Raw genomic sequence first — 25322 nt, 5'->3', positions numbered from 1 at the left:
GCTTGCAGAGTAATTTCTATAAATGGTTTTTTTATGAAAAATGATATAAAAGGCAATTTATTCTTCAAGTAATGTCAACTTGATACATGCTTTAGTGCTGCTCGCCTAGTTTGTCTTGACGCTGATCTGAGCGCGGACTATATTACTGACTCAAAAGTAAGTTAATTGAGTTGTTATTATTATGTCATGCCCTTTTAAGCCCAAGTGGGAGCGCCGTAAGGATGCTCGTCCACAAGAATTACTTGCTGCAGCCCTCGATTTATTTGTAGAGCGCGGTTTTGCTGCGACACGTCTGGACGATGTGGCGCGTGCGGCTGGCGTTTCCAAGGGGACTTTATACCTGTATTTTTGCAGCAAGGAAGAATTGTTCAAGGCCGTGGTCAGGGAAAGCATCGTCCCCCTGTTAGGTGAAGCAGAAGGCGTAATAGAACAATTCGAAGGCAATAGTGAAGAATTATTTCGCCTGGTCATGGGAACTTGGTGGAACAGCATAGGCACGACCAAGTTGTCAGGCTTACCCAAACTGATGATGGCAGAGGCAGGTAATTTTCCTGAACTGGCCAGGTTTTATCAGGAAGAGGTCATTAACCGTGGTGAAAACCTGGTCATGACCATGCTCAAGCGCGGCATGGCACGTGGTGAAATACGCAGCGTGGATGTAGAAATTGATGCCAGGATACTGATTGCCCCCATGATCATGATGATGATATGGAAGCATTCTCAAGGCGTTTGCAATGTTGACCCGGATAAGCTCGATACTTATCTGGAGCATTATATAGAGTTGGCACTGCATAGTTTGTTGTTGAAAAAGTAGATTCAGTAATTTGAATGCGCATTAGCATGTCTTGCTTGACCCTGACATAGTGTCAGGCTTTAAAGTCAGGGTTTCTTATGACCTGGACAGTTTACCGACCGTCTTCTCCCGGGTCCTGAAACAATTACTTTTGGAAAACAAGCATGTTAAAACGCAAGACTTTCTGGATCATCGCTGTGGTGCTGCTATTAGCCGCAGGCATGATGCTGGTGAAGAAAAAATCACAAGGTAATGTAGTGCAGGCACCGGCGTCGGCAAATGCCAGCGCTGCGAATATGCAAACAGCGCCAGTGGTACTGGAATTTTTGCCTGCTGACATCGTCGAAGTCAGTAATACCGAAGTCAAAAAAATGCTGGCCTTGTCTGGCGCCTTGCGTGCCATCAATCAGGCTGCCGTCAAAGCCAGAGTGGCTGGTGATATTACAGAAGTTCTGGTGCGTGAAGGCGAAGCGGTGCAAGCTGGCCAGGTCTTGATAAAGATGGATACCAGCGATTACCTGGCCAGGCAAGAACAAGCCAGGGGCGCTTTGGCAGCAGCACAGGGGCAGCTGGAAATTGCCCGCCTGGCGCGCGACAATAACCGGGCTTTATTGGATAAAAGTTTTATCTCAAAAAATGCCTTTGACAATACCAACAATCAATATGCCATCGCGCTGGCTAATGTAGACAGCGCCAAAGGCGCGCTGGCCGTGGCCCAAAAGGCATTGGCCGATACCGTCATACGTGCCCCTATCTCAGGCATGATCAGCAATCGCATGGTGCAGCCTGGCGAAAAGATTTCGCCAGATAACCGCTTGCTGGACGTCGTTGATTTACGCTTGCTGGAAATGGAAGCACCGGTGCCAACGCAAGATATTGCCAGCATCAAAATTGGCCAGGCCGTGCAATTGAAAATAGAAGGTGTGTCATCGGCTGTCGATGGCAAGGTGGTGCGCATCAACCCCGCAACGACTGCCGGCTCACGCTCCATCATGGCCTATGTGCAGGTCGCCAATCCCGATACCATTTTGCGAGCTGGCATGTTTGGCGAGGCACAACTGGTCGTCGATAAAAAATCAGAAGTGCTGACCGTGCCAGAAACGGCGATACAGTATGAAGCTGAACAGGCTTTCGTGTATGCGATAGAAAATAATGTCCTGCAACAAAAGCCTGTCAAGCTGGGTCTGCGTGGTGAAAACCAGGGCAAGCCCGTGGTAGAGGTATTGTCCGGCCTGGCACCGCAAGCCAGGATAGTCAAAGCCAATCTGGGTCGCCTGCGTGCGGGCGTGGCTGTGAAGCTGATTGCCACGACAACCACGACAACCACGACAACGACGACAACCACGACAGGCAAGGTGTAATCATGTGGTTCACACGTATCAGCATAGGCAACCCGGTGCTGGCAACCATGATGATGGTGGCCTTTGTGGTCCTGGGTTTGTTTTCCTACAAGCGTTTGCGGGTAGATCAGTTCCCCGATATTACTTTCCCGGTCGTGGTGATCCAGACTGACTATCCAGGTGCCGCCCCTGAGACCATAGAGTCCGATATCACCCGTAAGGTTGAAGAAACCGTCAACACCATCAACGGCATCAGCGCCCTGACTTCGCGCTCTTACGAAGGTACTTCTGTCGTTATCCTGGAATTTGACCTGACCGTTGATCCAGCACAGGCAGCGCAGGATGTGCGTGAAAAAGTCGCCCTCATCAAGGCTGGCTTTCGCAAGGAAGTCAAAGAGCCCAGGGTGACGCGTTACGACCCGTCTGACAAACCCATCTTCTCGGTTTCAGTGACGAATGACGACAAGATCAAGAAACGTGATTTCCGTGAACTGACCACTATCGGTGACCAACTGGTCAAGAAGCGCCTGGAAAATGTCCGTGGTGTCGGTTCTGTGACCCTGGTCGGTGGCGTCAAACGCGAAATCAAGATTTACCTTAAACCTGGTGAAATGGAAGCCCTTGGCCTGGGCGTGGATCAAGTCATCAATGCCTTGCGCAATGAAAACCAGGAATTGCCTACTGGTGCTATCCGTGCGCTCGATAATGAAAAAGTCGTGCAGATACAGGGTCGCATCCAGAACCCGCAAGATTTTGGCCGTATTATCGTGGCCCGCCGTGGTGGCCAGCCTGTATTACTGTCGCAAGTTGCCAGCGTAGTCGATGGTCAGGAAGAGCAGGAGAGCCTGGCCCTGTATAACGGCCAGCGTACTGTCGCCCTCGATATTTTGAAAGCGCAAGGGCAAAACACCATAGAAGTTGCTAATGGCCTGACCGATGCTCTGAAGGCACTGGAGCCGCAATTGCAGGCGCAGTATCCCGGTGTCAAAGTACAAGTTATTAAAGATGGCTCACGCCAGATACGCGTGGGTGTAGAGAATGTACGTCGCACCCTGATAGAAGGCGCAGCACTGACAGTGTTGATCGTTTTCCTGTTCCTGAATTCCTGGCGTTCTACTGTCATCACTGGCCTGACCTTGCCTGTGGCCTTGATAGGTACTTTCCTGTTCATGGACATGTTTGGCTTCACCATCAATATGATCACCCTGATGGCCTTGTCGCTGTGCGTGGGTTTGCTGATTGATGATGCCATCGTGGTGCGTGAAAATATCGTCCGTCATGCGGGTATGAAGGTCAATGGCAAGTTCAAGGATCATCATACGGCAGCGCTGGAAGGTACGGCAGAGATAGGTCTGGCAGTTTTGGCGACAACCTTCTCCATCGTGGCCGTGTTCTTGCCTGTGGGTTTCATGGGCGGCATCATAGGCCGTTTCTTTCACCAGTTTGGTATTACCGTCACTGCTGCTGTCTTGATTTCCATGTTCGTGTCGTTCACGCTTGACCCTATGTTGTCATCCATCTGGCCAGACCCGGATGCACATGGTCATACTGCACTGGATGAGCATGGCAAGCCGGTACGCAAGGGCTGGTATGCGAATAGCATAGGCCGCGTACTGGAACAGTTTGAACGTGGTGTGCAATGGTTTTCGCGAGGCTATCAGGTGATATTGCGCTGGTCGCTCAAGCATCGTATTAAAACTCTGGTCATCGCCATCCTGACTTTTTTCCTTGGCCTGGCAATACCTGGTACAGGTTTGATAGGTTCAGAATTCGTGCCTCAGGCGGATTACTCCGAAACAGGGGTCAACTACTACACGCCGGTAGGCTCATCGCTGGAATTGACAGAAACCAAGGTGCATCAGGTCGAGGCTGTGGTCAAGGAGTTCCCTGAAGTGCTTGATACCTATAGCACCGTGAATACAGGTTCGGCACAGGGCAAGAATTATGTGACCACTTTTATCCGCCTGGTGCCACGCAAGGACAGAGCCAGGACCACCAGCCAGATGTCAGTTCCTCTGCGCACCCGCCTGAGCCAGATTGCTGGCATTACCGTCACGCATATAGGTGCACTCGATGGTGTAGGCGGTGACAACAAGAATTTGCGCTTCAGCCTGCAAGGTAGTGACCTGGTGGAGTTGGGGAAATTGTCGGAGCAAGTACAGGCAAAATTGCGCAGCATACCTGGTCTGGTGGATCTGGATTCCAGCCTCAAGGCACAAAAACCGACGATCTCGGTGCAACCGCGCCGCGACATCGGCGCAGACCTGGGCGTAGGCGTGGCCCAGATAGGTGGTGCTTTGCGGCCTTTACTCGCAGGTGAAATTGCCACCACCTGGCGCGCCCCGGACGATGAAAACTATGATGTCACCGTGCGCCTGTCGCCGAATGACAGGAATAGTCCTGAAGACCTGTCGCGCCTGATGCTCAGCAGTACCCAGACCAATGCTGACGGTTCGCCAAAAATGGTGCCCTTGCGCCAGGTGGCAGACATCAAGCCATCGACAGGTGCTAACCAGATCAATCGCCGTGACCTGAACCGCGAAGTGGAGCTGTCTGCCAATGTGGTGGGCCGTTCTGCCGGTGAAGTCAGTGCCGAAGTCAAAAAAGTGCTGGATGGCATGCAATGGCAGCCCGGTTATCGCTACAAGATGGGCGGCGCCACCAAGAACATGACTGAGTCCTTTGGCTATGCCTTGTCAGCCCTGGCACTGGCGGTGATTTTCATTTATATGATTTTAGCATCGCAATTTGCCAGCTTCTTGCAGCCCATCGCCATCATGTCCGCCTTGCCCATGACCTTGATCGGTGTTTTCCTGGCCTTGATGTTCTTCCGCTCTACGCTGAACATGTTTTCCATCATCGGTTTCATCATGTTGATGGGATTAGTGACCAAAAATGCGATTTTGCTGGTAGATTTTGCTAATCAGGCAAGAAAAGAAGGCATGGACCGTATGGAAGCCTTGCTGGAAGCGGCCCATGTACGTCTGCGCCCCATCCTGATGACCACGCTGGCAATGGTGTTTGGCATGGTGCCACTGGCATTTGCCCTGTCTGAAGGTTCTGAGCAACGGGCACCGATGGGGCAGGCTGTGATAGGGGGGATTATCACTTCGTCATTGCTGACTTTGGTGGTTGTTCCAGTGATTTATACCTATCTGGATGATTTGGGGCTGTGGATTACGCAAAAATGGCGCGGTAATCCTCAAACTGTCCAAGCGCTTTGATAAAATGCCGTTTCCATCAATTTTGCAATCGAGTATAGAAATGAATATCGAAAAAGCACGCTTCAACATGATAGAGCAACAAATCCGCCCCTGGAATGTGCTGAACCAGGAAGTGCTGGATATGCTGATTGTGGTTAAACGCGAAGATTATTTCCCGGCGGAACAAAAAAGCCTGGCGTTTTTTGATACCGAATTGCCATTGCCAGATGGCAGCAAGGCCATGACGCCCAAGCTGGAAGCGCGCATTCTGCAAGAACTGGTGTTAAAGAAACAGGAAAATGTCTTGCTGGTTGGCGCAGGCACAGGTTATCTGGCGGCCTTGCTGGCTTACTCTGCGCGACATGTGACTGTGCTGGAATCGTCCAAGGTCTTGCATGAACTGGCGAGCAATAATCTGCACCGCAATCATGTCAGCAATGTTGATGTGGTGCTGGCGGATGCTTTCAGCGATAAAAATACTGGCAGCTATGACGCCATCGTCATTGCCGGTGGTCTGGAAGAATTGCCTGAGCATTTGCAACAGCAATTGAATGCAGGTGGCCGTTTGCTGGCTTTCATTGGGCAATTGCCTGCATTGACTGCGCAATTATTTACGCGCACTTCTGCAACTGCCGTGAGTAAGCAAAACCTGTTTGAAACTGTGGTGGAAGCCGCCGCAGGTGCCAAGCCAGTGTCGCATTTCAGCCTGTAATCCTGAACAGAAAACGGAGAACATGGCATGGAAAACATGACTGCAACAGAGCTGGCGCTATGGCTCAACGATAGTAGTAGAAAAGCCCCGGTTTTACTCGATGTACGGGAACCTTGGGAGTATGAGACTTGTCATATCCCGGGTGTGCAACTGATGCCCATGCAGACAGTGCCAGCCCGTTTTCAAGAGCTGGAACCGGATGATGTGATTGTCTGTATCTGCCATCACGGCGGGCGCAGTATGCAGGTAGCAAATTTTTTAGAGCGTCAGGGTTTTACCCACACAATTAATCTGACTGGTGGTGTGCATGCATGGGCACAACAAGTCGATACGGGTATGCCCACTTATTAATTTACTTTTTTTCGGAGCCTTACATGCGTAATCCTATTCTTGCCACACTGCTGGCCTCTGCTTTCTTGTCTTTGAATGCAAATGCAACTGATTTGCTGCAAATATACAAGGACGCTCTGGCAAATGATGCGCAGTATGCAAGTGCCCGCGCCAGCCTGACTGCAGGTCAGGAAAAACCTGTGCAAGGCCGCGCAGGTTTGTTGCCCGGTATCGCTCTGAAAGGCAGTGACACCAAGTCGAGTACCGATGCCGAAGTCGATGCGGTAACTGGTACCCGTACTTTGAAAGGCGTGACCAATACCTGGACTCTGGCTTTGTCCCAACCTTTGTTCAACTGGGGTAACTGGCAACAATATGAACAGAGCAAATTATCTTTATTGGTGAGTGAAGCGCAGTTTGAGCAAGCCAGGCAGGATTTGATCCTGCGGGTTGCCCAGGCCTATTTTGATGTACTTGCAGCGCAAGATACGCTGGAAACCTTGCGTGCTCAAAAGAGCGCCATTTCTGAACAACTGGCTTCTGCCAAGCGCAATTTTGAAGTAGGTACATCGACCATTACGGATACTCACGAAGCACAGGCTCGTTATGATCTGGTGACAGCGCAGGAATTTGCTGGTCAGAGTGATTTGCAAGTCAAGCGCGCAGCGCTGCAGCAAATCATCGCCAAGGATGCCGGTGAACTGGCTACCCTGAAAGTCGGTGTCAAACTCAGCGAACCACAACCGGCTGTGATTGATGATTGGGTGTCTTCTGCTGAAAAGCAAAATTTTGGTGTAGTGGCTTCGCAAGTTGCCGTTGAAATCGCCAAGCGTGAAATACAAAGAAATCGTGCCGGACATTATCCTACGGTAGATCTGGTTGCCAGCACTGGCCGTACTTCGAATGCAGGTGCCAGTAATCCAAACGGTGTAGGTGTGATCAAGCCAACCACCATAGGCGTGCAATGGTCAATTCCTATCTTCGCCGGTTTTTCTGTTGACAGCCGCGTCAAGGAAGCGATCGCCCTGGAAGACAAGTCACGCAGTGATTATGAAAATGCCCGCCGTACTGCTGCTCAAGGTGCCCGCCAGGCATTTGTCGGTGTGAGCTCAGGTCTGGCACAAGTAAAAGCCTATGAAGCAGCAGAAATTTCCAGCCAGTCTGCTCTGGATTCCAACAAGCTTGGTTACCAGGTCGGCGTACGTATCAATATCGACGTGCTGAATGCGCAGCAACAACTGTACACTACACGTCAGACTCTGGCGAAAGCGCGCTATGACACTATCCTGAATGGCCTGCGCTTGAAATCTGCCGCCGGGACTTTGAAAGAAAATGATCTGGCAGAAGTGAATACTTTGCTGCAGCACTAAGCTGTTGTTAAGAATCGTTTTTTTGCGTTTCTGAATTTCATCGCCAAAGAAAAAGCTCGCTGTAAAAAGCGAGCTTTTTCTTTGGGTATTCAGGTTTTGGCCGGTTTACCGATTTCACGGTATATCGCCTCCTGCTCTGTCAGCCACGGTACTGTCAGATGCAGGTTTTCACGTTCCCATGGCTGGAAGCCAGGTTTGAAATAGGCGAAGTAGTGCGGTAAGGAAAACCATAACAAACCACCTGGGCGCAGGCAATATTTGAGTGCCTGCCACCAGGTTTTCGGCTTGAATAGCTGACCGTCCTTATACAGGCAATGCATGGTTTGTATGACTGTATCCAAACTGAATAGCATGCTCACATATAAAAACCAGGCTATGCGCCGCAGATAACCACCACCTATCGCGTGGTAGGCGTCATAGGCCACGGATTTGTGTTCAGTTTCTTCTATCGAGTGCCAGGTCCACAAGGTTTTCAGGGGTTCTTCTGCATCCCCTATCCAGCATGGTTCACTCAAAGTAGCGTCGGCAAAAATGGCGGTGAAATGCTCATAGGCTATGGTGATGGCGAGATTGCTCTCAACGCTGAACCTGGCTGTGGTGCGTATGCGCCAGGCCATATAGCCCTCCAGGAGGTAACTCAGGCCCTGGGCATGCAGTTGCTGATTATATTGAGTATGAATATGACGATGACTTGCTTCCTGACCGATAAATCCCCTGATTTCTTCTTTCAATTGCTCATCCTTGATCAAGGGCAGGGCAGCCTTGACGCTATCTATGAAATATTGTTCTCCGAGCGGAAAACTGAATGACTGCGCATTGAACAAATGAGTACGGAAGGCATCTCCACCCAGCCAGTGGCGTGAAAAACCTTGGGATAAATCTATTTTTAAATGACGTACTTGCAGTGGCTTTCGTGGACTGTGCGGGCTGTTTTTTTCTTGGCTCATACTCATCAGATTTCTCATGTTGGCAATGAAAAACAGTCTGCACAATTATCCGCATACTTACTTGTACCAAGCCGTCAAATTTGTACCGACCCGTCAATCGATCAATAAAAAGAGTTTATTAAAGTCTTCATCAGGGATCAGATAAATCCAGTAAGCAGGATCGCGGGCACTGATTTTTTGCCTGAGTTGAGCAGGAGGAATGCCCGCCAGCTCTACGTATTCGCGATGCATATGGGCTTGATCGTAATAGCCAGTATCCTGGGCGATCTGGGTCAGGTCACCCCAGGCGACATCTGGTTTGATGATGTACGGCAGAGAAAAACCAAATCTTACTATGCGCCTGACATCGCGTAAGGTCACTCCAAAATTCTCCCTGACGCGTCTTTCAAGCTGCCGCTGACCTATGCCAAAAAATTCCGATAATTCCAGCAAGGGGAAAAAGATTTTTTTGTGCGCAGCCAGAAATGCTGCCCCCATAGTACTGCGCGGTCGATGATCGAGTACCTCAAGTAAAAAATCCTGAAACAAGGCCACGATGGCCGCATTGTCATAGAGTCCATCGAGTTCCTGCAAGAATGTCTGGACACGTTCCGCATTGACCAGATCATGGAAGGCCAATGTGTTGCCAGTAATTTCAGCCACATTGATACCCATCGCCTGTTGCAACATACCTGGTCGAAAACACACCGCCAGTGACAAAGTCCCGGGTTGATAGCGCACATGCACAGGCTCCATCATGGGCCCGCGTAAAAAGAAACGTTTCGCCTGCTGTTCGCTTTGATCGTCTTGTATGACCTTGCCACCACCATGCGCAAACAGCATGATGGCAGGGCATAAAGACGCTGGCAAAAACACTTCGCAATCATCCAGTTCCACGGTCATGATGTACATGAGCAATGGAGACAATCTGGGGTGAACTGGAAATACCTGATAGTTAATAGGTGTATGCAATTGGCTCTGGGATGACTAGGTTCTACTCAGGCGCTATTTTAACCAAAACTCAGCTGTTGCTTGTGATTTCCTGTAAGGTATGGACTCGGGATTTTCAAATTCGGAATTTCTCATGCTGATATAGAATTTTTCACTACTTTTTATCATTTGCTTAGCCATGAATTTCACTACCTTGTTACTTTTTGTCCCTGCCTGTTTTGCCCTGAATATGGCACCAGGCCCGAATAATCTGCTGTCGCTGAGTAATGCCACCCGTTATGGCGTACGCATTTCATGTGTAGCAGGTGTCGGTCGCCTGCTGGCATTTACTCTCATGCTGATCCTGGCATCGGCAGGACTGGCGGTGGTCTTGCATACTTCAGAATTGCTGTTTACTGTCATCAAGCTAGGCGGTGCGGCATATCTGTTTTACCTGGCCTGGCAATTGTGGCGCAGCGATACTACACAGACACAGGAAGTGTTTACACCAGCCCTGAACTTGCTGGCGCTGGCCAGGCAAGAGTTCCTGGTCGCCATCGGTAATCCCAAGGCGATATTGATATTTACGGCTTTCCTGCCACAGTTTATCAATCCAACTGAGCCAACTGCCTGGCAATTCGCTATTCTGGGCGCAGCATTCTTGCTGCTGGAATGGCTGGCTATCGTCTTATACGCCTATATGGGCGTGCATATGCGTCGCTGGTTTGCGCAGCCACGCGGCAAGCGTCTGTTCAACCGTAGCTGCTCAGGTTTGCTGGCGGCTGCAGGCCTGGGCTTGCTGGTTTCACGTCGCAGCTAAGCGGACTTATTGCAGACTTATAGCGGACGTATGTGACTGCTTGGCTTACATCTTGTACATTAGCTGCAAATAGAAGTTGCGGCGTGGTAGTGGAATGTCATTGGGAATGGCACCAGGTGCGAAGCTGGGTTCACGTGCATCGACATTCATCAAATTACGTATGCTGCCAGCAATCTCCCAGCGGCCAGCTGTCGTGCGCAGGTTGAAGTCCAGGGTTTTGTAATCGGCGATGGCAGGTCGCAGGTCACCGGCAGTGCGTTTGCGTCCGGCTACCCAGTTGAATTGTGAGCTGGCCAGCCAGTCCTGGGCAAATTGCCAGTCGGCACGGGCGAATAGATGATGATGCGGTGCATACCCGGCATCTTCATTGGTGGCTTTGTCGATGTTGTGCTGGTAGCTGTAGTTACCACTCAGTTTGAGCTGGCGACTGGCTTGCCAGTTCAGCTCGGCTTCCATGCCACGACCATCCTGGCCACTGGTATTGGCATAGGCACTGCCGGAACCTGAGATGGCATCGGGAACAGTGCGTATCAGGTTTTTCATCCTGAAAGCAAACAGATTGAACTTGGCCTGAGCCTCAGGACGGATTTGCCAGATCAGTGCTGCTTCCAGGGTTTTGATGGTTTCAGGCTGTATGCTGGGGTTACCGCGCTGAGTGGGGTTATTGATGCTATACAATTCCACAAATGAGGGAGCGCGGAAGGCTTCACCATACAAGAGTTTTGCAGTCAGGTTATAGGCAGCTTCCCATACCAGCGCCAGACGTGGATTGGTGGTGCTGCCGACATCGGAATAGCGATCATGGCGCACACCCGCAGTCAGACTCCAGTCGGGAGCCAGCTGCCATTCATCCTGCAAGATCAGATAATCGATTTTTCGCCGGTGTGGCTGCAAAAAAGCCAGAGGGCCAGTGTAGGCCTTGACATCGCCTGCCGGCTGCGGCAAGCCACTGCTGGTAATCAAAAAGTTTTTATACTCCAGCGTGTCATACAAATTCAAATCATCATGACCCACACCTATGCGTACATGATGTTCGCGCCAGCCTGAATACAAGAGATAAGCGGACAGGCGGAATTGTCGCTCGGAGGTGTCTGGTGCACCTATCATGCCGATGGGGAAGCTGCCAGTGGGGAAGGTGACGCCCGCCGGAAAAAGTCTTAAAGGAACCGGTATGCGCTGCAAATATTGCATGACACTGAAATTAAAACCCGCTCCCCAATTTTCGCCCAGATGGGCATCACTCCAGGACAGGTCAGAAGTCAGGCGTTGACTTTTCATCTTGCCCAGTGGGTCCAGAGCCGAGGCGATACCTGAGCCGCCCCCGAGATTGTCACGCACGATGAGATTCGTGCGCCAGCGCCATTTTTCATAGCCCAGTTCCAGATTGGCATCAATCGCGTCATAGCCGCTATTAATCGGACCGGGAGCCAGGCTGGCATGGGTGCCAAACACTTGGTCAAACCCGGTTTGCGCATCTGCGGTGATGATTTCATTATTGCCTGCTGTCTTGCCGGCACGCAGATAAGCCGCCACATCGAGATTACCCCATTTACCACCATGCTGTATCCAGGCATCACGTGTGGCATACGAGCCGGTGCTTACACCAAACTCAGTACCCGGTGTTTCTGCCGCGTTCTTGGTGATGATGTTGATGACACCGCTATACGCATCGGCCCCGTATAGCGCCGAACCCGGACCACGGATGATTTCTATGCGAGCAATATGTTGCAAGGGGTAGCCACCCCAGAGCTGCGATTTATTACCTTGAAATAAGATGGTCAGAGGTACGCCATTTTGCAATACCAGGATCTGCGGATTGAGGTCGCTGACGATGCCACGCACAACATAGGCAGGAAAATAAGCTGAACCAAATCTCTCCACATGGATGCCAGCCACTGCCTCCAGGACCTGATCAAGATCAATGGCGCCAGTGGCACGGATGTCAGCAGCAGTGATGACACTGGTGACAGCGGGTGCCAGACGCAAGGATTTTTGGCTGCCGGTGGCGATACTGACAGTCAGTTTGTCGCCATAGACTGCTTTGAGATCTTCATCCTCTTCACTGCTTTGTGTCTGCGCATGGGTGGACATTGACAATGCCAGCAAGAGGCTGGTCAGCAAGCTGTTGCGTCGCCATAAACACATCTTTCCTCCACAGATCAAGCACCGGTTCAGAGAGTTTGCAGACTCAGACTGAGATTATTCGTTAGCCTCATCATAAATCTGCCAGAGCAGCCTGTCATGGATTTATAGTTGCTTCACCATAGCTATTTTTTACACGCCTGCTGTAAGCCAGTTAGTGTGGCGGAAATGTCGCATTTATCCCAAGTGATGACAGAATGGAATGCAAACTCTTTATATCGCTTTCGCATACGAGGCTGTTTTCACATCTTGTAAACCAGTTGCAGATAAAAACTGCGGCCTGGTAAGGGGATGTCATTGACTATGCTACCTGGTGCAAAACTTGGTTCACGTGCATCGGCATTCATCAGGTTGCGTATGCTGCCGGACACTTCCCATGCGCCAGCATTGGTGCGCAGGCTGAGATCCAGCGTCTTGTAATCTGCGACAGGTGGACGGGTGTCGCCTACGGTGCGTTTGCGCCCAGCCACCCAATTGAATTGCGGGCTTAATGACCAGTCTTGTACAAATTGCCAGTCGGCGCGGGCAAACAGATGATGGTGCGGTGCATAGCCTGCGTCCTGGTTGGTGGTCTGGTCGGTATTGCGCTGATAGCTATAATTGCCATTCAAACGCAGCTGCCGGCTGGCTTGCCAGTTCAGCTCGGTTTCCATGCCATGTCCTTCCTGGCTATTGGTATTGGCATACGAACTGCCCGTGCCTTTGATGGCATTGGAAACGGTACGTATCAGGTTTTTCATCCTGAACTGGAAAATATTGATTTTTGCCTGCAGGTCATTGCGTGCTTGCCAGATCACAGCTGCTTCCAGGGTTTTGATGGTTTCAGGCTGTATGGATGGGTTGCCGCGCTGTGCCGGGTTATTGATGCTGTATAGCTCTGCGAAGGAGGGGGCTCTAAACGCTTCTCCATACATGAGTTTTGCAGTCAAGTCATAGGCCGCAGCCCACACCAGTGCCAGCCTTGGATTGGTGGTGCTACCTACATCTGAATAACGATCATGTCTCAGGCCAGCCATCAGGTTCCAGTCCGGTGCGAATTGCCATTCATCCTGAATATACACATAGTCTATCTTGCGTCTGTGTGGCTCCAGAAAGGCCAGTGCACCTGTATATGTTTGTACCGCACCTGCAGGTTGGGGCAGGCCAGCCGGCGTCACCAGGAAATTCTTGTATTCATAGATATCGTACATATTGAGATCATCATGCCCCAGGCCCAGGCGCAATTGATGATCGTGCCAGCCAGAATATATGGCATAAGCCGAAGCACGCATTTGCCGCTCAGAGGTGTTCGGTGAGCCTATGATCCCATTTGGAAAAATACCTGTAGGAAAAGTCGTACCAGCAGGATATAAAACCAGAGGAGAGGGCAAGCGCTGCAAGTACTGCATATAACTGAGATTGAAACCCAGGCCCCAGTCCTGCCCAAAATGACTATCACTCCAGGAGATTTCCGATGTCAGGCGCTGACTTTTCAGCTTACCGCTAGGGTCAAGAGCAGAAGAAGTGCCCGTGCCGGTTCCTATATTGTCGCGCAACATAAAGCTATTGCGCCAACGCCATTTCTCATAGCTCAGATCAAGGTTGGCATCGATTGCATCGCGACCATTATTCATGGGGCCCGGAGCCAGGCTGGCATGGGTGCCAAACAGTCTGTCCAGGCCGCTTTGCGCATCGACACTGATGGTGTCGGTATTGCCCGCAGTTTTACCCATGCGCAAATAGGCGGCCAGATCCACGCTACCGATTTTTCCGCCATGCTGTATCCAGGCATCGCGCGTAGACAGCGATCCTGCAATGATGCCAAATTCTGTTCCCTGTATTTCAGCAGAAGTTTTCGTGATGATATTGATCACCCCGCTGTAGGCATCTGCGCCATATAAAGCCGAGCCTGGCCCGCGTATAATTTCTATGCGAGAGATATGCTGCAAGGGATAACCAGCCCAGAGCCTGGACCTGTTACCGGTCAACAGTATCGTCATCGGTACACCGTTTTGCAATACCAGGATTTGCGAATTCAATTCATTGATGATGCCGCGCATGACATAGGCAGAAAAATCATTGGCCCCAATTTTTTCTGCATGCATGCCTGCTACGCTTTCCAGTACCTGATCAAGGTCAGTGGCACCCATGGCACGGATATCGGCAGCGGTGATGACGCTGGTGACTGCCGGTGCCAGTCGCAGAGATTTCTGGCTGCCGGTAGCAATGCTGACCGTCAGTTTGTCGCCATAGATGGCTTTCAGGTCATCGTCTTCTTCATTGTTCTGCGTGCGGGCATTTGCTACTAATGAAAATGCCAAGAGCATGGCAGTCAGCATGGCTGTGTGTGGTGACAGGTACATCGCTACTCCAGGGATCAGTCATTGCTTGAATGCACTCATCATAAGTCCCCCAGGAAAGACTGTCACAGGTTTCTGGTAAATTGTTGCGCACTTATCTTTTTAGTATGCTTACATTTTATAGACGACTTGCAGGTAGACGCTCCTTGGTGCCATGGGTAAATCATTGGGTATGGCCAGTCCGGGCGCAATGCTGGGTTCGCGTATGTCTGCATTGAAGAGATTTCTGACACTTGCGCTCCACTCCCATTTGCCACGCTCGCGTTGCGAGCGCAGGCTGATGTCGACGCTGGTGTAATCGGGGATCGCAGGACGCACATCGCCAGCAGCACGGCGACGATCTGCTACCCAGTTGACTTGCGGGCTGATTATCCAGCCAGAGCGAATTTGCCAGTCTGCTCTTGCATACACATGATGATGCGGCGAATAGCCAGCATCAACTTGTGTGCTTTCATCTATCGAGTGTTGATAAGAATAATTGGCGAGAAACTTCAGGTCTTTATTTAATTCCCATTGCAGCTCGGCTTCCAGCCCATGGCCATTTTGATTGCCAGTATTGTAGAAGGTGGCCCCAGTACCAGGCGTAGGATTGGCAACAGCACGGATGATGTCCTGCATGTTATAGCGGAAAACATTCAGGTTCAGCAAGACATCCTGATTGGCTTGCCAGGACAGCGCCAATTCCGTGGTGGCGATGCGCTCAGGCTTGAGATTAGGATTGCCATTGGCGACGGGATTGAGACCATTTGTCTCATTGAAGGCTGGTGCGCGGAAGGCGCGGCCATATAAGAGCTTGGCAGTCAGGTCATGGCGTGCATCCCATACCAGGGCCAGACGCGGATTAGTGGTGCGACCAAAATCTGAATACCTGTCATGGCGCACGCCGGCTGTCATGGTCCAGTCCTTGGCAAAATTCCATTCATCCTGCAGATATAGATAATCATTCTGCCTGCGGGTCGGCAGGATATGCGGTTGTATCTGGCCATAATCCATGACCGGTCCGGTTGGGATAGGGATACCTGCAGGACTGAGCAAGAAGTTCTTGATGGTCTGGCTGCGGTATAAGTTGACATCATCATGTCCCAGCCCTACGCGTAGTTGGTGATCGGCCCAGCCTGAGTAGCTGGCGAACGCGGATAGCCGGAATTGTCTTTCCCAGCGTGAAGGGCCACCTATCATGCCATCCGGGAAAACGCCAGTAGGCAATTTGGCGCCAGGCGGCAAGAGTTGCAGACTGCTTTTTTCAATATAGCGCAGGAAGCTCAGGGTGCTGCCCAATATCCAGTCTTTTGCAAAAGCCGTATCTAGCCAGGACAGGTCGGATGTCAGTCTTTCCGAGCTAGCACCTCCACCAAAATCCAGTGCAGAAGAGACTCCTGCGCCAGTTTGCAAGTCGGTTCGGCTCAATATACTGGAACGCCAGCGCCAGTTACCCAGACTGACATCCAGATTGGCATCGACAGGATTGTCACCCATATGTACGTTACCGGGTGCAAGGCTGGCATGGGTGCCAAACAACTTGTCATTCCTGGTTTGTGCATCAGCAGTCAGTACTTCTTTCTGACCATCGGTGGCACCGGCGCGCAGATAGGCTGCGACCTTGAATGGGCCCCATAGTCCGCCATGCAACACCCAGGCATCGCGGGTGTGGAAAGAGCCCAGGCCGACACCCACAAAAGTACCGGGTATTTCATCTGCAGTCTTGGTGATGATGTTGATGACACCGGAAAATGCATCCGCACCATAAAGGGCGGAACCAGGGCCACGTATGACTTCTATCCTGGAGATATTTTCAACTGAAATCGCATGCCACAAGGTCTGCCCCTTGTCGCCAGTATACGCGGTGGTCATGGGAATGCCGTTTTGCAGGACCAGCATGTGCGGATTGGTCACACCACCACCACCTATGCCACGCATGACATAGGCTGGAAAGTAAAAAATGGCCCCGTAGCTGACATGCATGCCAGGTATGGTCTCCATTACCTGATCAATGTTGGTAAAGCCTTGCGCGCGAATATCTTCCGCCGTAATGACAGAGGCGACAGCCGGCGCCCGGCGCAAGCTCTGCGCCTTGCCAGTAGCGATGCTGACCATGGACTTGTCACCATATACCAGTGCCAGGTCTTCCTCTTCTTCGGCGCTGGCGGCAAGAGCAGTGCCGCTCAAAAAAGGGAGCAAAGGCAGCAGGGTACTCAGGCTTAGCAAGAGACGTGACAGGAGTGACATGGTTTTTATGGTGATGCAGGCTGATACAAATTGATTGGTTTAGCTTAATCCAGTCGCACATGACTATCAAGTTAAGTACTGTTTAATTGTGGAAAGAAAACTGTTTTACAACGCCTGCATGAAATTACAGGAAAACAAAGTGCAGGTGCTATCATAATTAACATTCATATTTGTCTTTTTCTCATGGTTTGATAAGTTATGTTAATGATCATCGTTGTGACGGCCAGTTTGCTGATGCTGGCAGGGACTTATAGCCTGTTTGCCAGTTTGTACTGGTCTCGATCTGGCAATTATCCTAAAAACTGGAAAAAGCTCTTTTTTTACAGCTTGCTAGCAGGACTGTTGTTGGGACTGGCGTCGTGGCTAGGCATGTTCTGGATGTTGCTGCCCTATCCAAATATCGCTGGCGAAGGCTGGTTTGCCGGCTTTCCATATATGGCTGTGTATGTGGATGCAACAGGTTACCACTATCACTTCAATTTTACGCAAGCGAGCGTGATTGCCAATGCTGTGTTCTGGTTTTTATTGCCTATGGCGGGTTTGCATGTCTACGGCAGGTATTGGTATAGACAACAGAAAAAGCCGACATGATATTTCACTTTGTCCTGGAAATTTCTTACCTATACTAAGGGCACAGTATTGCTGAGTTTGTGCAGGCGCATGCTAGGGAGCATAAATTGAAAAAACAAATTTTTCCGTTTTCCATGGTAGACGTCTTTGCCAGGCAAACGCTGGCGGGCAATGGCCTGAGTATCTTTGTGCTGGAACAAACCCTGTCTACTTACATGATGCAAGCCATGACCAGGGAAATGCGGCAGTTTGAAACGATTTTTTTGCAAAAACTCGAAGGCCAGAACAAATGGCGTGCGCACATTTTTACCATGGAAGAGGAACTTGGTTTTGCCGGCCACCCCATCATCGGTGCCGCTGCCAGTCTGCATCAGCGCTTCTATCCTGAAGCTACCAGTGCGGAATTTGAATTCGTTCTCAATGAACGCAGTGTTTTTGCCAGTAGCAGACAAGAGCAAGGTCATTTTTTTGCTGAAATGAACCAGGGCAAGGCCAGTTTTGGCGAGCCCTTGACGGCATCCGCCTGCGAGAGTTTTTTTAAGGCCCTGAACCTGCACGTGCATGACAAGGTGACCGACTTGCCATTGCAGGTAGTCTCCACCGGCTTACCTTATCTGATAGTGCCCATACAACAGCATCTCGACAAGGCACGCATTTGCCATGAAAAATTTGAAGCCTTGCTGGCGGGTGTAGGTGCCAAGTTTGTCTATGTGCTTGATGTGCAGCGTCGTGAAGGTCGCACCTGGGATAATGAAGGCAAGGTCGAGGATATTGCGACAGGCAGCGCGGTTGGGCCTGCCGCAGCCTATCTGGTCAGGCATCAGCGTGCCCAGGCAGGTGTTACCCAGGTTTTTGTGCAAGGCGCTTATGTACACAGATCCAGTGAATTGCATGTCACTTGCAATGCCGTCGATGAAACAGTCCTGGTACGCGGGCAGGTATGCATGGTGGCGCAAGGCGAGCTTTACGTATAAAGCATAGATATTTATTACTAACATCATGCTTGCGAGCTAGCCTCCCTGTATTGGCATCGCTATAAAGAAAAATTGCCCTTTACATAAGGGCGAATAAATCATGTCCATCTGTTCTTATTATGCAGATATGGCAATCCCTCTATCACACAGTCTCCAGACGATCTCAATGCGTCCTGGCGGCTATGCTGCACCTTATTTTTCTGGTCAAGCTTACTTCTTTAATAAGTAGTTCAATTACACAAAGTAGTCTAACTACATTAATTGTCTGTTCTCTTGTGGGGCGTGCGCAACACATTTTGGTGCGTTACCAGTAAATTGCTATAGTGGTCTTATATGGTGCATGTATTTTCTTTGTAGTTTTTTGTAGTCTTCGTTTGACACGTAATCTAGTTTTAGTACAAAATTCATTTCGGAACGTTGGGTTCTGATTGTCAGGCTAGTGTTTGAGGTCTGTGGTCTGACAGCTCGAAGAGTGCAGGTCAAATAAAAGTGTGAGGGGACAATACATGAAACAAGCTACGCAAAAGCGTCATCAGAGCCAGACTCTGCATCGCTTTTCTTTTAAATTAAGCCCGGTTGCGGCTGGATGTGCAGTGTTGATTTTTGGTATGACCGACATCGCGACGGCGCAAGAGGCAGCAGGCAATACCGTGGTCGTGACTGGTATACGCAAGGGTATAGAAGAAGCTATCTCGATCAAGAAAAATTCAAATTCCATCGTCGAAGCGATTTCTGCAGAAGACATAGGCAAATTGCCAGATGCCAGCGTGGCAGAGTCTATCGCCCGTTTGCCTGGTGTGACTGCACAACGCAGCCGTTCTTCAGGCAAGGCGGCAGATGTCAGTGTGCGTGGCTTGTCTCCAAGCTTCAATGGCTCCTTGCTGAATGGCCGCGAGCAGGCTTCTACAGGTAATGCCCGCAGCCCGGAATTTGATTTGTTCCCGGCTGAACTCATGGGTTCTGTATTGATCTACAAAACGCCAGACGCAGCACTGGTAGGCCAGGGCCTGGCAGCAACGATTGATTTGAATACCCTCAAGCCGCTCGATTTTGGCAAACGCGTACTGGCAGCCAGCTATCGCAAGCAACGCACGGGCGTACAATCAGGCTCCGAAGAGGGCACAGGCGACCGCGCATCTTTCTCTTATGTAGATCAGTTTGCCAACCGCACTATTGGTGTCTCGCTGGGCTTGACCAAGTTCAAGGAAGATGGTGGCGGTCAGCAAAAGTTTGATTCCTGGGGCGGCTTTGCACCCACAGTCGATTATAACGGCGCTAAAGTTGTGGCACCGGGCGGATTTAAGTCTGACACTGAAGTTAGCAAGAGCAACCGCGATGGCGCTTCTTTGACGTTGCAATACAAGCCAAATAAAAATTTCAAATCTTCTATAGACGTATTTTATTCCGCTGGTTCTACCAGCCTGAAGAAAACCGGCCTGGAAGGTGCGATTGCCGGTTCCGCTGGTGGCTATGATCCTGACGGCGTACTCAGCAATGCAACCATCGTCAATGGTGTTGCTACAGCCGGTACTTTCAGCAACTACAAAGGTGTGGTGCGTAATCACAAGGAAAGCGCTGACGACAAGCTGACTTCAATCGGCTGGAACAGTGAAATGAAGCTCGATGAGTGGACCGCAGTAGCCGATCTGTCTTATTCGAAAGCTGACAAACATAGCAAACGCTATGAAACCACGGCAGGTCAGCCGGGCGATGTAACGCCACTGGGTTCAATTTCTTATACCGGTTTTAATGGCGGCAACTTTGCAGATGTGAAGTACTCCACCAGCCTGAATTATTCCGATCGCAATGTCTCCAGGCTGACTGACGTCGACGGCTGGGGTGGTGGTCCGAATACGCCGCAAGCTGGTTACGTTGCTTTGCCAGATATTAACGACAAGGTCAACAGCATACGTCTGAGTGCCAAGCGCGACCTGAGTTTTGGTCCTGTGGTAGCGGCCCAGTTTGGCTTTAACTATACTGAACGCGATAAAGCCCGTACTGGCCAGGAAGGTCGTCTGGTCGTCAAAGGCGGTGGCGGCTATGCTTCTGCAGCCGTGCCAGGCAGTGCAGTGGCAACTGCGGGCACAGTTGGTTTGCCAGTAGTCTCTTTTGACCCTGATGGTTCTTTGGGCTCGATTTATGAACTGGCGCGCTGGGTTGATGCATCCGTGCTCGCAAAAGACTGGACCGTTAATGAAAAAGTCTCGACCGCTTACGCGATGGGTGATCTGGATGGTCAGGTAATGGGTTTGAATTACCGTGGTAACTTTGGTGGTCAGTTCATCCATACTAACCAGCGCTCGACGGGTAATCAGGTTGATCTGGCCAAGTGCACGGGCATTACAGTTGACACTTGCCCATTCAAGACTACTTCTGGCGGCAAGTCTTATTCTGACTTTCTGCCTAGCCTGAACGTCTCATTTGATCTGGGTAAAGAACAGTTCTTGCGTGTGGGTCTGGCAAAAGTTTTGTCACGTGCCAATATGGATGATTTGCGTGCCAGCCAGGAATTTGGTGTTAAAACCGGCGGCGCTTTCCCTATCCTCGCAGGCAGCGGTGGCAATGCTGAGCTCAAGCCTTTCAGCGCCAAGGCTTTTGATTTGTCGTATGAAAAATATTTCGGCAAGAAAGGTTATTTCAGCGTTGCCGGTTTCTATAAGCAGCTCGATACTTATATCTATCGTGCACCACGTACTTTCGACTTTAAACCTTTTGTCAGCGCAACGACACCTTTGCCTCTGAGTGGCCCATATCAAGGTTCTACTATCGGTTTGTTGACGACGCCACAAAATGGTGAAGGCGGTAATATTCATGGCTTTGAAGTTGCCCTGAATATTCCTTTCTCCATGATCACCCCAGTACTGGATGGTTTTGGTGTCATGGTGAATCACTCTGATACGTCGAGTCAGATTACTTTGCCTGCATTTGGTTTTGGTACGCAAAATATCAGTGCTGCAAATATCCCATTGCCAGGTTTGTCCAAACGCGTCAGCAATCTGCGTTTGTACTATGAAAAAAATGGCTTCCAGATCGCTGTTGCAGGTCGCAAGCGCTCTGACTTCCTGGGCCAGATCAGTGACTTCCAGGATAATCAGCAATTGACTTTCATCAAGGGCGAAACTATCGTTGATTTCCAGGTATCGTATGAATTCCAGACTGGCTACCTGAAAGGTTTATCATTGCTGGCGCAAGCGAATAACTGGAACAATGCACCGTTCCAGCAATATGATACCGATCCAAACAAGATCACAGATAAAACTGTGTATGGCAGGACTTATCTGTTCGGCCTGAACTACAAGTTCTAAGCTGAACTGCAATCAGCCCCTGTCAGCGCGAGCTCACGGGGGCTTGTTTTTTTGGTGGAGACAACATGCAGAATACAACTATAAAAAACGTGGTGATTGTAGGCGGTGGTACTGCCGGCTGGATGACGGCAACGGCGCTGGCGACTGTGTTGCAGGGGCAATACCGGATACAGGTAGTGGAGTCGGATGAAATTGGTATTGTCGGTGTCGGCGAAGCCACCATACCGATGATACAAAGATTCAATCAGGTCGTCGGTATCGATGAAAATGAATTCCTGCGCGAGACCCAGGGTACTTTCAAGCTGGCGATAGAATTCGTCAACTGGGGCAAGCAGGGTGATCGTTATATGCATGGCTTTGGCACGATAGGCCAGGATCTTGGCAGTGTACGCTTTGACCAGTACTGGCAAAAAATGGCTAAGCTGGGCAAGGCCGATGAGCTGGCTGCGTATTCAATTACCCGCATGATGGGCAAGGCAAATAAATTCATGCCTGCCCGCTACGACGTGCCTAATTCACCGCTGAACCAGATTGCCCATGCCTATCATTTTGATGCCAGTCTGTATGCCCGTTACCTGCGCAAGATCGCGGAAGCACGTGGTGTAGAGCGTACCGAAGGCAAGATAGTCTCAGTCAGCCAGCGTGAGGCGGACGGCTTTGTCGATGCCATCATTCTGGAAAATGGTGAGCGCATAGAAGGTGATTTATTCATAGACTGTTCCGGCTTCCGTGGCTTGCTGATAGAGCAGACCCTGCATACAGGTTATGAAGACTGGTCACACTGGTTGCCTTGCGACAGGGCACAGGCCGTGCCTTGTGAATCTGCACCAGAACTGCTGCCCTATACCCGCGCCACGGCACACCGCGCTGGCTGGCAATGGCGCATCCCTCTGCAACATCGCATAGGCAATGGCCATGTGTATTGCAGCCAGTATGTCAGTGATGATGAGGCTGCTTCCGTGTTGTTGTCCAATCTCGATGGCAAACCACTGGCCGATCCGCGCGTCATCAAATTCAAGACTGGCATGCGCAACAAGACCTGGAACAAGAATGTGGTGGCGATAGGTTTGTCCAGCGGCTTTCTCGAACCATTGGAATCAACCAGTATCCACCTCATACAATCTGCCATTGCACGTCTGATCGATTTCTTTCCTGATCAGGGTTTCAATGCCGTTGATATCGCTGAATACAATCGTCAGTCGCGCTTTGAATATGAGCGTATCCGTGATTTTGTGATCCTGCATTACAAACTCAATCAGCGCGATGATTCAGTTTTCTGGAAAGCTTGCGCAGCCATGCCCGTGCCGGAAAGTTTGCAGCACAAGATTGACTTGTTCCGCGCCAGCGGGCGCTTGCTGCGCGTTGATAATGAATTGTTTGCCGAGGTTGGCTGGCTGCAGGTTTTTGAAGGGCAAAATTTAATTCCTGAAAACCTCAATCCTCTGGTAAATTTGCAGACCGAAGCGGACACCATGGAATATCTGGAGAGTGTGCGTGAGGTAGTGCAGAAATGCGTGGCCATCATGCCCGGACATGCTGCCTATATAGCCCAGCATTGCAAGGCCAGAAGCTGAGTCAGTGCTGAGTGGGGGGAGGCACCACTGCAATAACCTGTTTCCGATCTTACTGCGCGAGCGTGATCGGGGCTCATGCGCTGCTCAAAATGCTCATGTACTAAAGTACATTCCGCTTTTTGCGCTGCTCTCCACGCCCGCTGACGCTCGCTCGCTACAGATCGTCAACAGGTTCTAAGAATTGGTGCATAGAAAAATAAACTCAAAAAAATATAAATTATGCATACTGGTATGAGCACTACCGAGATTTTTTTGATCGCGATGTTTGTGATTTTCACGCTGCCTTATCTGATCTGGCGGGTAGGTAAAACCGACTATTATGCGCCACTGGTAGTAGTCCAGATTATCACAGGTATTTTATTGGGGCCTGGTGTCCTGGGCGCGATTTATCCTGACTACTACAAGTTTGTCTTTAATCCCCAGGTAATACAGTCACTGAACGGCATCGCCTGGTGGGCCGTCATGATTTTTGTCATGATTGCCGGAATAGAACTGGACTTGAAGAAGGCCTGGGAATACCGTCGCGAAAGTACCATCACAGCAGGCCTGGCATTGGGCATGCCTTTGCTGTTTGGTTGCGTAGCTGGTATGGGCCTGCTCAGTATGGATGGCTGGATGGGGCCCAAGGCCATGAGCTGGCAATTCGTACTCGGTGTGGGCATGTCTTGCGCAGTCACCGCTTTGCCCATTCTTATCCTGTTGATGGAAAAGCTCGATATTCTGCGCCAGCCCATAGGCCAGCGCATATTGCGTTATGCCAGTCTTGACGATATTGCCATCTGGGGCGTGCTGGCGGTGATTTTGCTGGACTGGACCAGGGTAGGGCGACAAGTCGGCTTTTTAGTGGTGTTTGCGGTAGCCACTGTGTTGTTCCGCAAGCTCATGACCTGGCTGGAAGAACGTGACCGCTGGTATGTCGGCCTGATTTGGCTGGCCGCCTGTGCCTTTGCGGCTGACTGGGCTGGCCTGCACTATATGGTAGGCGCTTTCCTGGCGGGGGCGGTCATGGATGCTCACTGGTTCAACCAGGAAAAAATGGATCTCATGCGCCACCATGTCTTGCTGGCCATCATGCCAGTGTTTTTCCTGAGTACAGGTTTGCGTACCAACTGGGCCGTGGGTGGCGCTGCGGTATTCATTGCGGCTGCGGTACTGCTGGTGGCCTCTGTCTCAGGCAAGCTGATAGGCATACAGGTCGCAGGAAAAATATTGAAATGGGAAAAAGGCGAGGCATCCATCATCGGCTGGTTATTGCAAACCAAGGCTTTGATCATGATTATCTTCGTCAATATTTTGCTGGATAAAAGCATCATCACTAGTGAAACCTTTACTGCCTTGTTGCTGATGGCGATTGCCAGCACCATGCTGACCGTGCCTGTGGTGTATCCGAAATTGCAAAAAATGAAGGAACTGATTTTCAGGAGTAAATAAGCTTTTTGAATTTTGGTTTTTCAGGTGAATGCCCGCTACTTTTGTGAAGGTGGCGGGCATTTTCTTTTGGTGGTGTGTGTCTGAATAAGTCTAAAAAGCGCAGAAAATGATGGGTAGTATTGCTACAGATTGCTATTTTCAGCTTAAGGTTTTGTACGAATTTTTCATTTTCATCATGCATGGACATTGTTTGTAGTTGCCCTTAAAAATTTATGTAGTTTGGTTACATTTTGCTGTGGTAGTATTTCAAAATGCAGATGTGCTTAATATGGTGGCTTTGTTCAGAAGTCGTATTCAGTCAGCAAGCCGTACTGCAACAGTAGTTCATAATAAAATT

Annotated in this window: 17 protein-coding genes; 12 read left to right on the top strand and 5 right to left on the bottom strand. The window is 50.4% G+C overall.

Annotated features, from left to right (window positions below):
• Window positions 1-181: 181 nt before the first annotated feature.
• The 6 genes from ACO0LF_RS09820 (at window position 182) to ACO0LF_RS09795 (ending at window position 7748) form a co-directional block, all read left to right on the top strand.
• Window positions 182-814, top strand: a complete 633-nt coding sequence (locus ACO0LF_RS09820; protein WP_423013932.1) for a TetR/AcrR family transcriptional regulator — start codon at window positions 182-184, stop codon at window positions 812-814.
• A 143-nt stretch (window positions 815-957) separates the two neighbouring features.
• Entirely contained in the window at window positions 958-2154 is a 1197-nt protein-coding gene (locus ACO0LF_RS09815) for an efflux RND transporter periplasmic adaptor subunit (RefSeq protein WP_423013931.1), read from the top strand.
• A 2-nt stretch (window positions 2155-2156) separates the two neighbouring features.
• Window positions 2157-5357 (top strand): efflux RND transporter permease subunit, encoded by a 3201-nt coding sequence (locus tag ACO0LF_RS09810; protein ID WP_423013930.1) that lies wholly within the window; start codon window positions 2157-2159, stop codon window positions 5355-5357.
• Between the two features lie 40 nt (window positions 5358-5397).
• Complete coding sequence (locus ACO0LF_RS09805) at window positions 5398-6048, top strand: protein-L-isoaspartate O-methyltransferase family protein (RefSeq protein ID WP_423013929.1); 651 nt, start codon at window positions 5398-5400, stop codon at window positions 6046-6048.
• Window positions 6049-6075: 27 nt separating this feature from the next.
• Window positions 6076-6399: a rhodanese-like domain-containing protein gene (locus ACO0LF_RS09800; RefSeq protein ID WP_423013928.1), complete on the top strand. Its 324-nt coding sequence runs from the start codon at window positions 6076-6078 to the stop codon at window positions 6397-6399.
• Window positions 6400-6422: 23 nt separating this feature from the next.
• Window positions 6423-7748: a TolC family outer membrane protein gene (locus ACO0LF_RS09795; RefSeq protein ID WP_423013927.1), complete on the top strand. Its 1326-nt coding sequence runs from the start codon at window positions 6423-6425 to the stop codon at window positions 7746-7748.
• Between the two features lie 89 nt (window positions 7749-7837).
• On the opposite strand, the gene ACO0LF_RS09790 is transcribed toward ACO0LF_RS09795, so the two are convergent.
• Together ACO0LF_RS09790 and ACO0LF_RS09785 are read right to left on the bottom strand one after the other, a co-directional pair.
• Window positions 7838-8701 carry a metal-dependent hydrolase gene (locus ACO0LF_RS09790; RefSeq protein WP_423013926.1) on the bottom strand — a complete coding sequence of 288 codons (864 nt, stop codon included), beginning with the start codon at window positions 8699-8701 and terminating at the stop codon, window positions 7838-7840.
• Window positions 8702-8788: 87 nt separating this feature from the next.
• Window positions 8789-9646 carry a helix-turn-helix domain-containing protein gene (locus ACO0LF_RS09785; RefSeq protein ID WP_423013925.1) on the bottom strand — a complete coding sequence of 286 codons (858 nt, stop codon included), beginning with the start codon at window positions 9644-9646 and terminating at the stop codon, window positions 8789-8791.
• Between the two features lie 157 nt (window positions 9647-9803).
• Between ACO0LF_RS09785 and ACO0LF_RS09780 the strand changes: the two genes are divergently transcribed.
• A complete protein-coding gene (locus ACO0LF_RS09780) occupies window positions 9804-10424 on the top strand; it encodes a LysE family translocator (protein ID WP_423013924.1) in 621 nt (206 codons plus the stop codon).
• A gap of 45 nt (window positions 10425-10469) precedes the next feature.
• On the opposite strand, the gene ACO0LF_RS09775 is transcribed toward ACO0LF_RS09780, so the two are convergent.
• The 3 genes from ACO0LF_RS09775 to ACO0LF_RS09765 all read right to left on the bottom strand — a co-directional run bounded on the left by ACO0LF_RS09775 (window position 10470) and on the right by ACO0LF_RS09765 (window position 17131).
• A complete protein-coding gene (locus ACO0LF_RS09775) occupies window positions 10470-12569 on the bottom strand; it encodes a TonB-dependent receptor plug domain-containing protein (RefSeq protein WP_423013923.1) in 2100 nt (699 codons plus the stop codon).
• 239 nt (window positions 12570-12808) lie between these two features.
• On the bottom strand, window positions 12809-14908 hold the full coding sequence (locus ACO0LF_RS09770) for a TonB-dependent receptor plug domain-containing protein (protein WP_423013922.1): 2100 nt from the start codon (window positions 14906-14908) through the stop codon (window positions 12809-12811).
• A gap of 108 nt (window positions 14909-15016) precedes the next feature.
• Window positions 15017-17131, bottom strand: a complete 2115-nt coding sequence (locus tag ACO0LF_RS09765) for a TonB-dependent receptor plug domain-containing protein (protein WP_423013921.1) — start codon at window positions 17129-17131, stop codon at window positions 15017-15019.
• A gap of 198 nt (window positions 17132-17329) precedes the next feature.
• On the opposite strand from ACO0LF_RS09765, the gene ACO0LF_RS09760 reads away from it, so the two are divergent.
• From ACO0LF_RS09760 to ACO0LF_RS09740, 5 genes are all read left to right on the top strand, one after another.
• On the top strand, window positions 17330-17722 hold the full coding sequence (locus tag ACO0LF_RS09760) for a hypothetical protein (RefSeq protein WP_423013920.1): 393 nt from the start codon (window positions 17330-17332) through the stop codon (window positions 17720-17722).
• Window positions 17723-17808: 86 nt separating this feature from the next.
• Window positions 17809-18675, top strand: a complete 867-nt coding sequence (locus ACO0LF_RS09755; RefSeq protein ID WP_423013919.1) for a PhzF family phenazine biosynthesis protein — start codon at window positions 17809-17811, stop codon at window positions 18673-18675.
• Between the two features lie 506 nt (window positions 18676-19181).
• Window positions 19182-21980, top strand: a complete 2799-nt coding sequence (locus ACO0LF_RS09750) for a TonB-dependent receptor (protein ID WP_423013918.1) — start codon at window positions 19182-19184, stop codon at window positions 21978-21980.
• 65 nt (window positions 21981-22045) lie between these two features.
• Window positions 22046-23554 carry a tryptophan halogenase family protein gene (locus ACO0LF_RS09745; RefSeq protein WP_423013917.1) on the top strand — a complete coding sequence of 503 codons (1509 nt, stop codon included), beginning with the start codon at window positions 22046-22048 and terminating at the stop codon, window positions 23552-23554.
• A 231-nt stretch (window positions 23555-23785) separates the two neighbouring features.
• Window positions 23786-24985, top strand: a complete 1200-nt coding sequence (locus ACO0LF_RS09740) for a cation:proton antiporter (protein WP_423013916.1) — start codon at window positions 23786-23788, stop codon at window positions 24983-24985.
• Window positions 24986-25322: the final 337 nt, after the last annotated feature.

The organism is Undibacterium sp. Di27W, from assembly GCF_049340345.1.
GTDB lineage: Bacteria > Pseudomonadota > Gammaproteobacteria > Burkholderiales > Burkholderiaceae_D > Undibacterium.
Note: the sequence above shows the minus strand (reverse complement) of the source record. Positions and strands in the feature narration are given on the sequence as shown.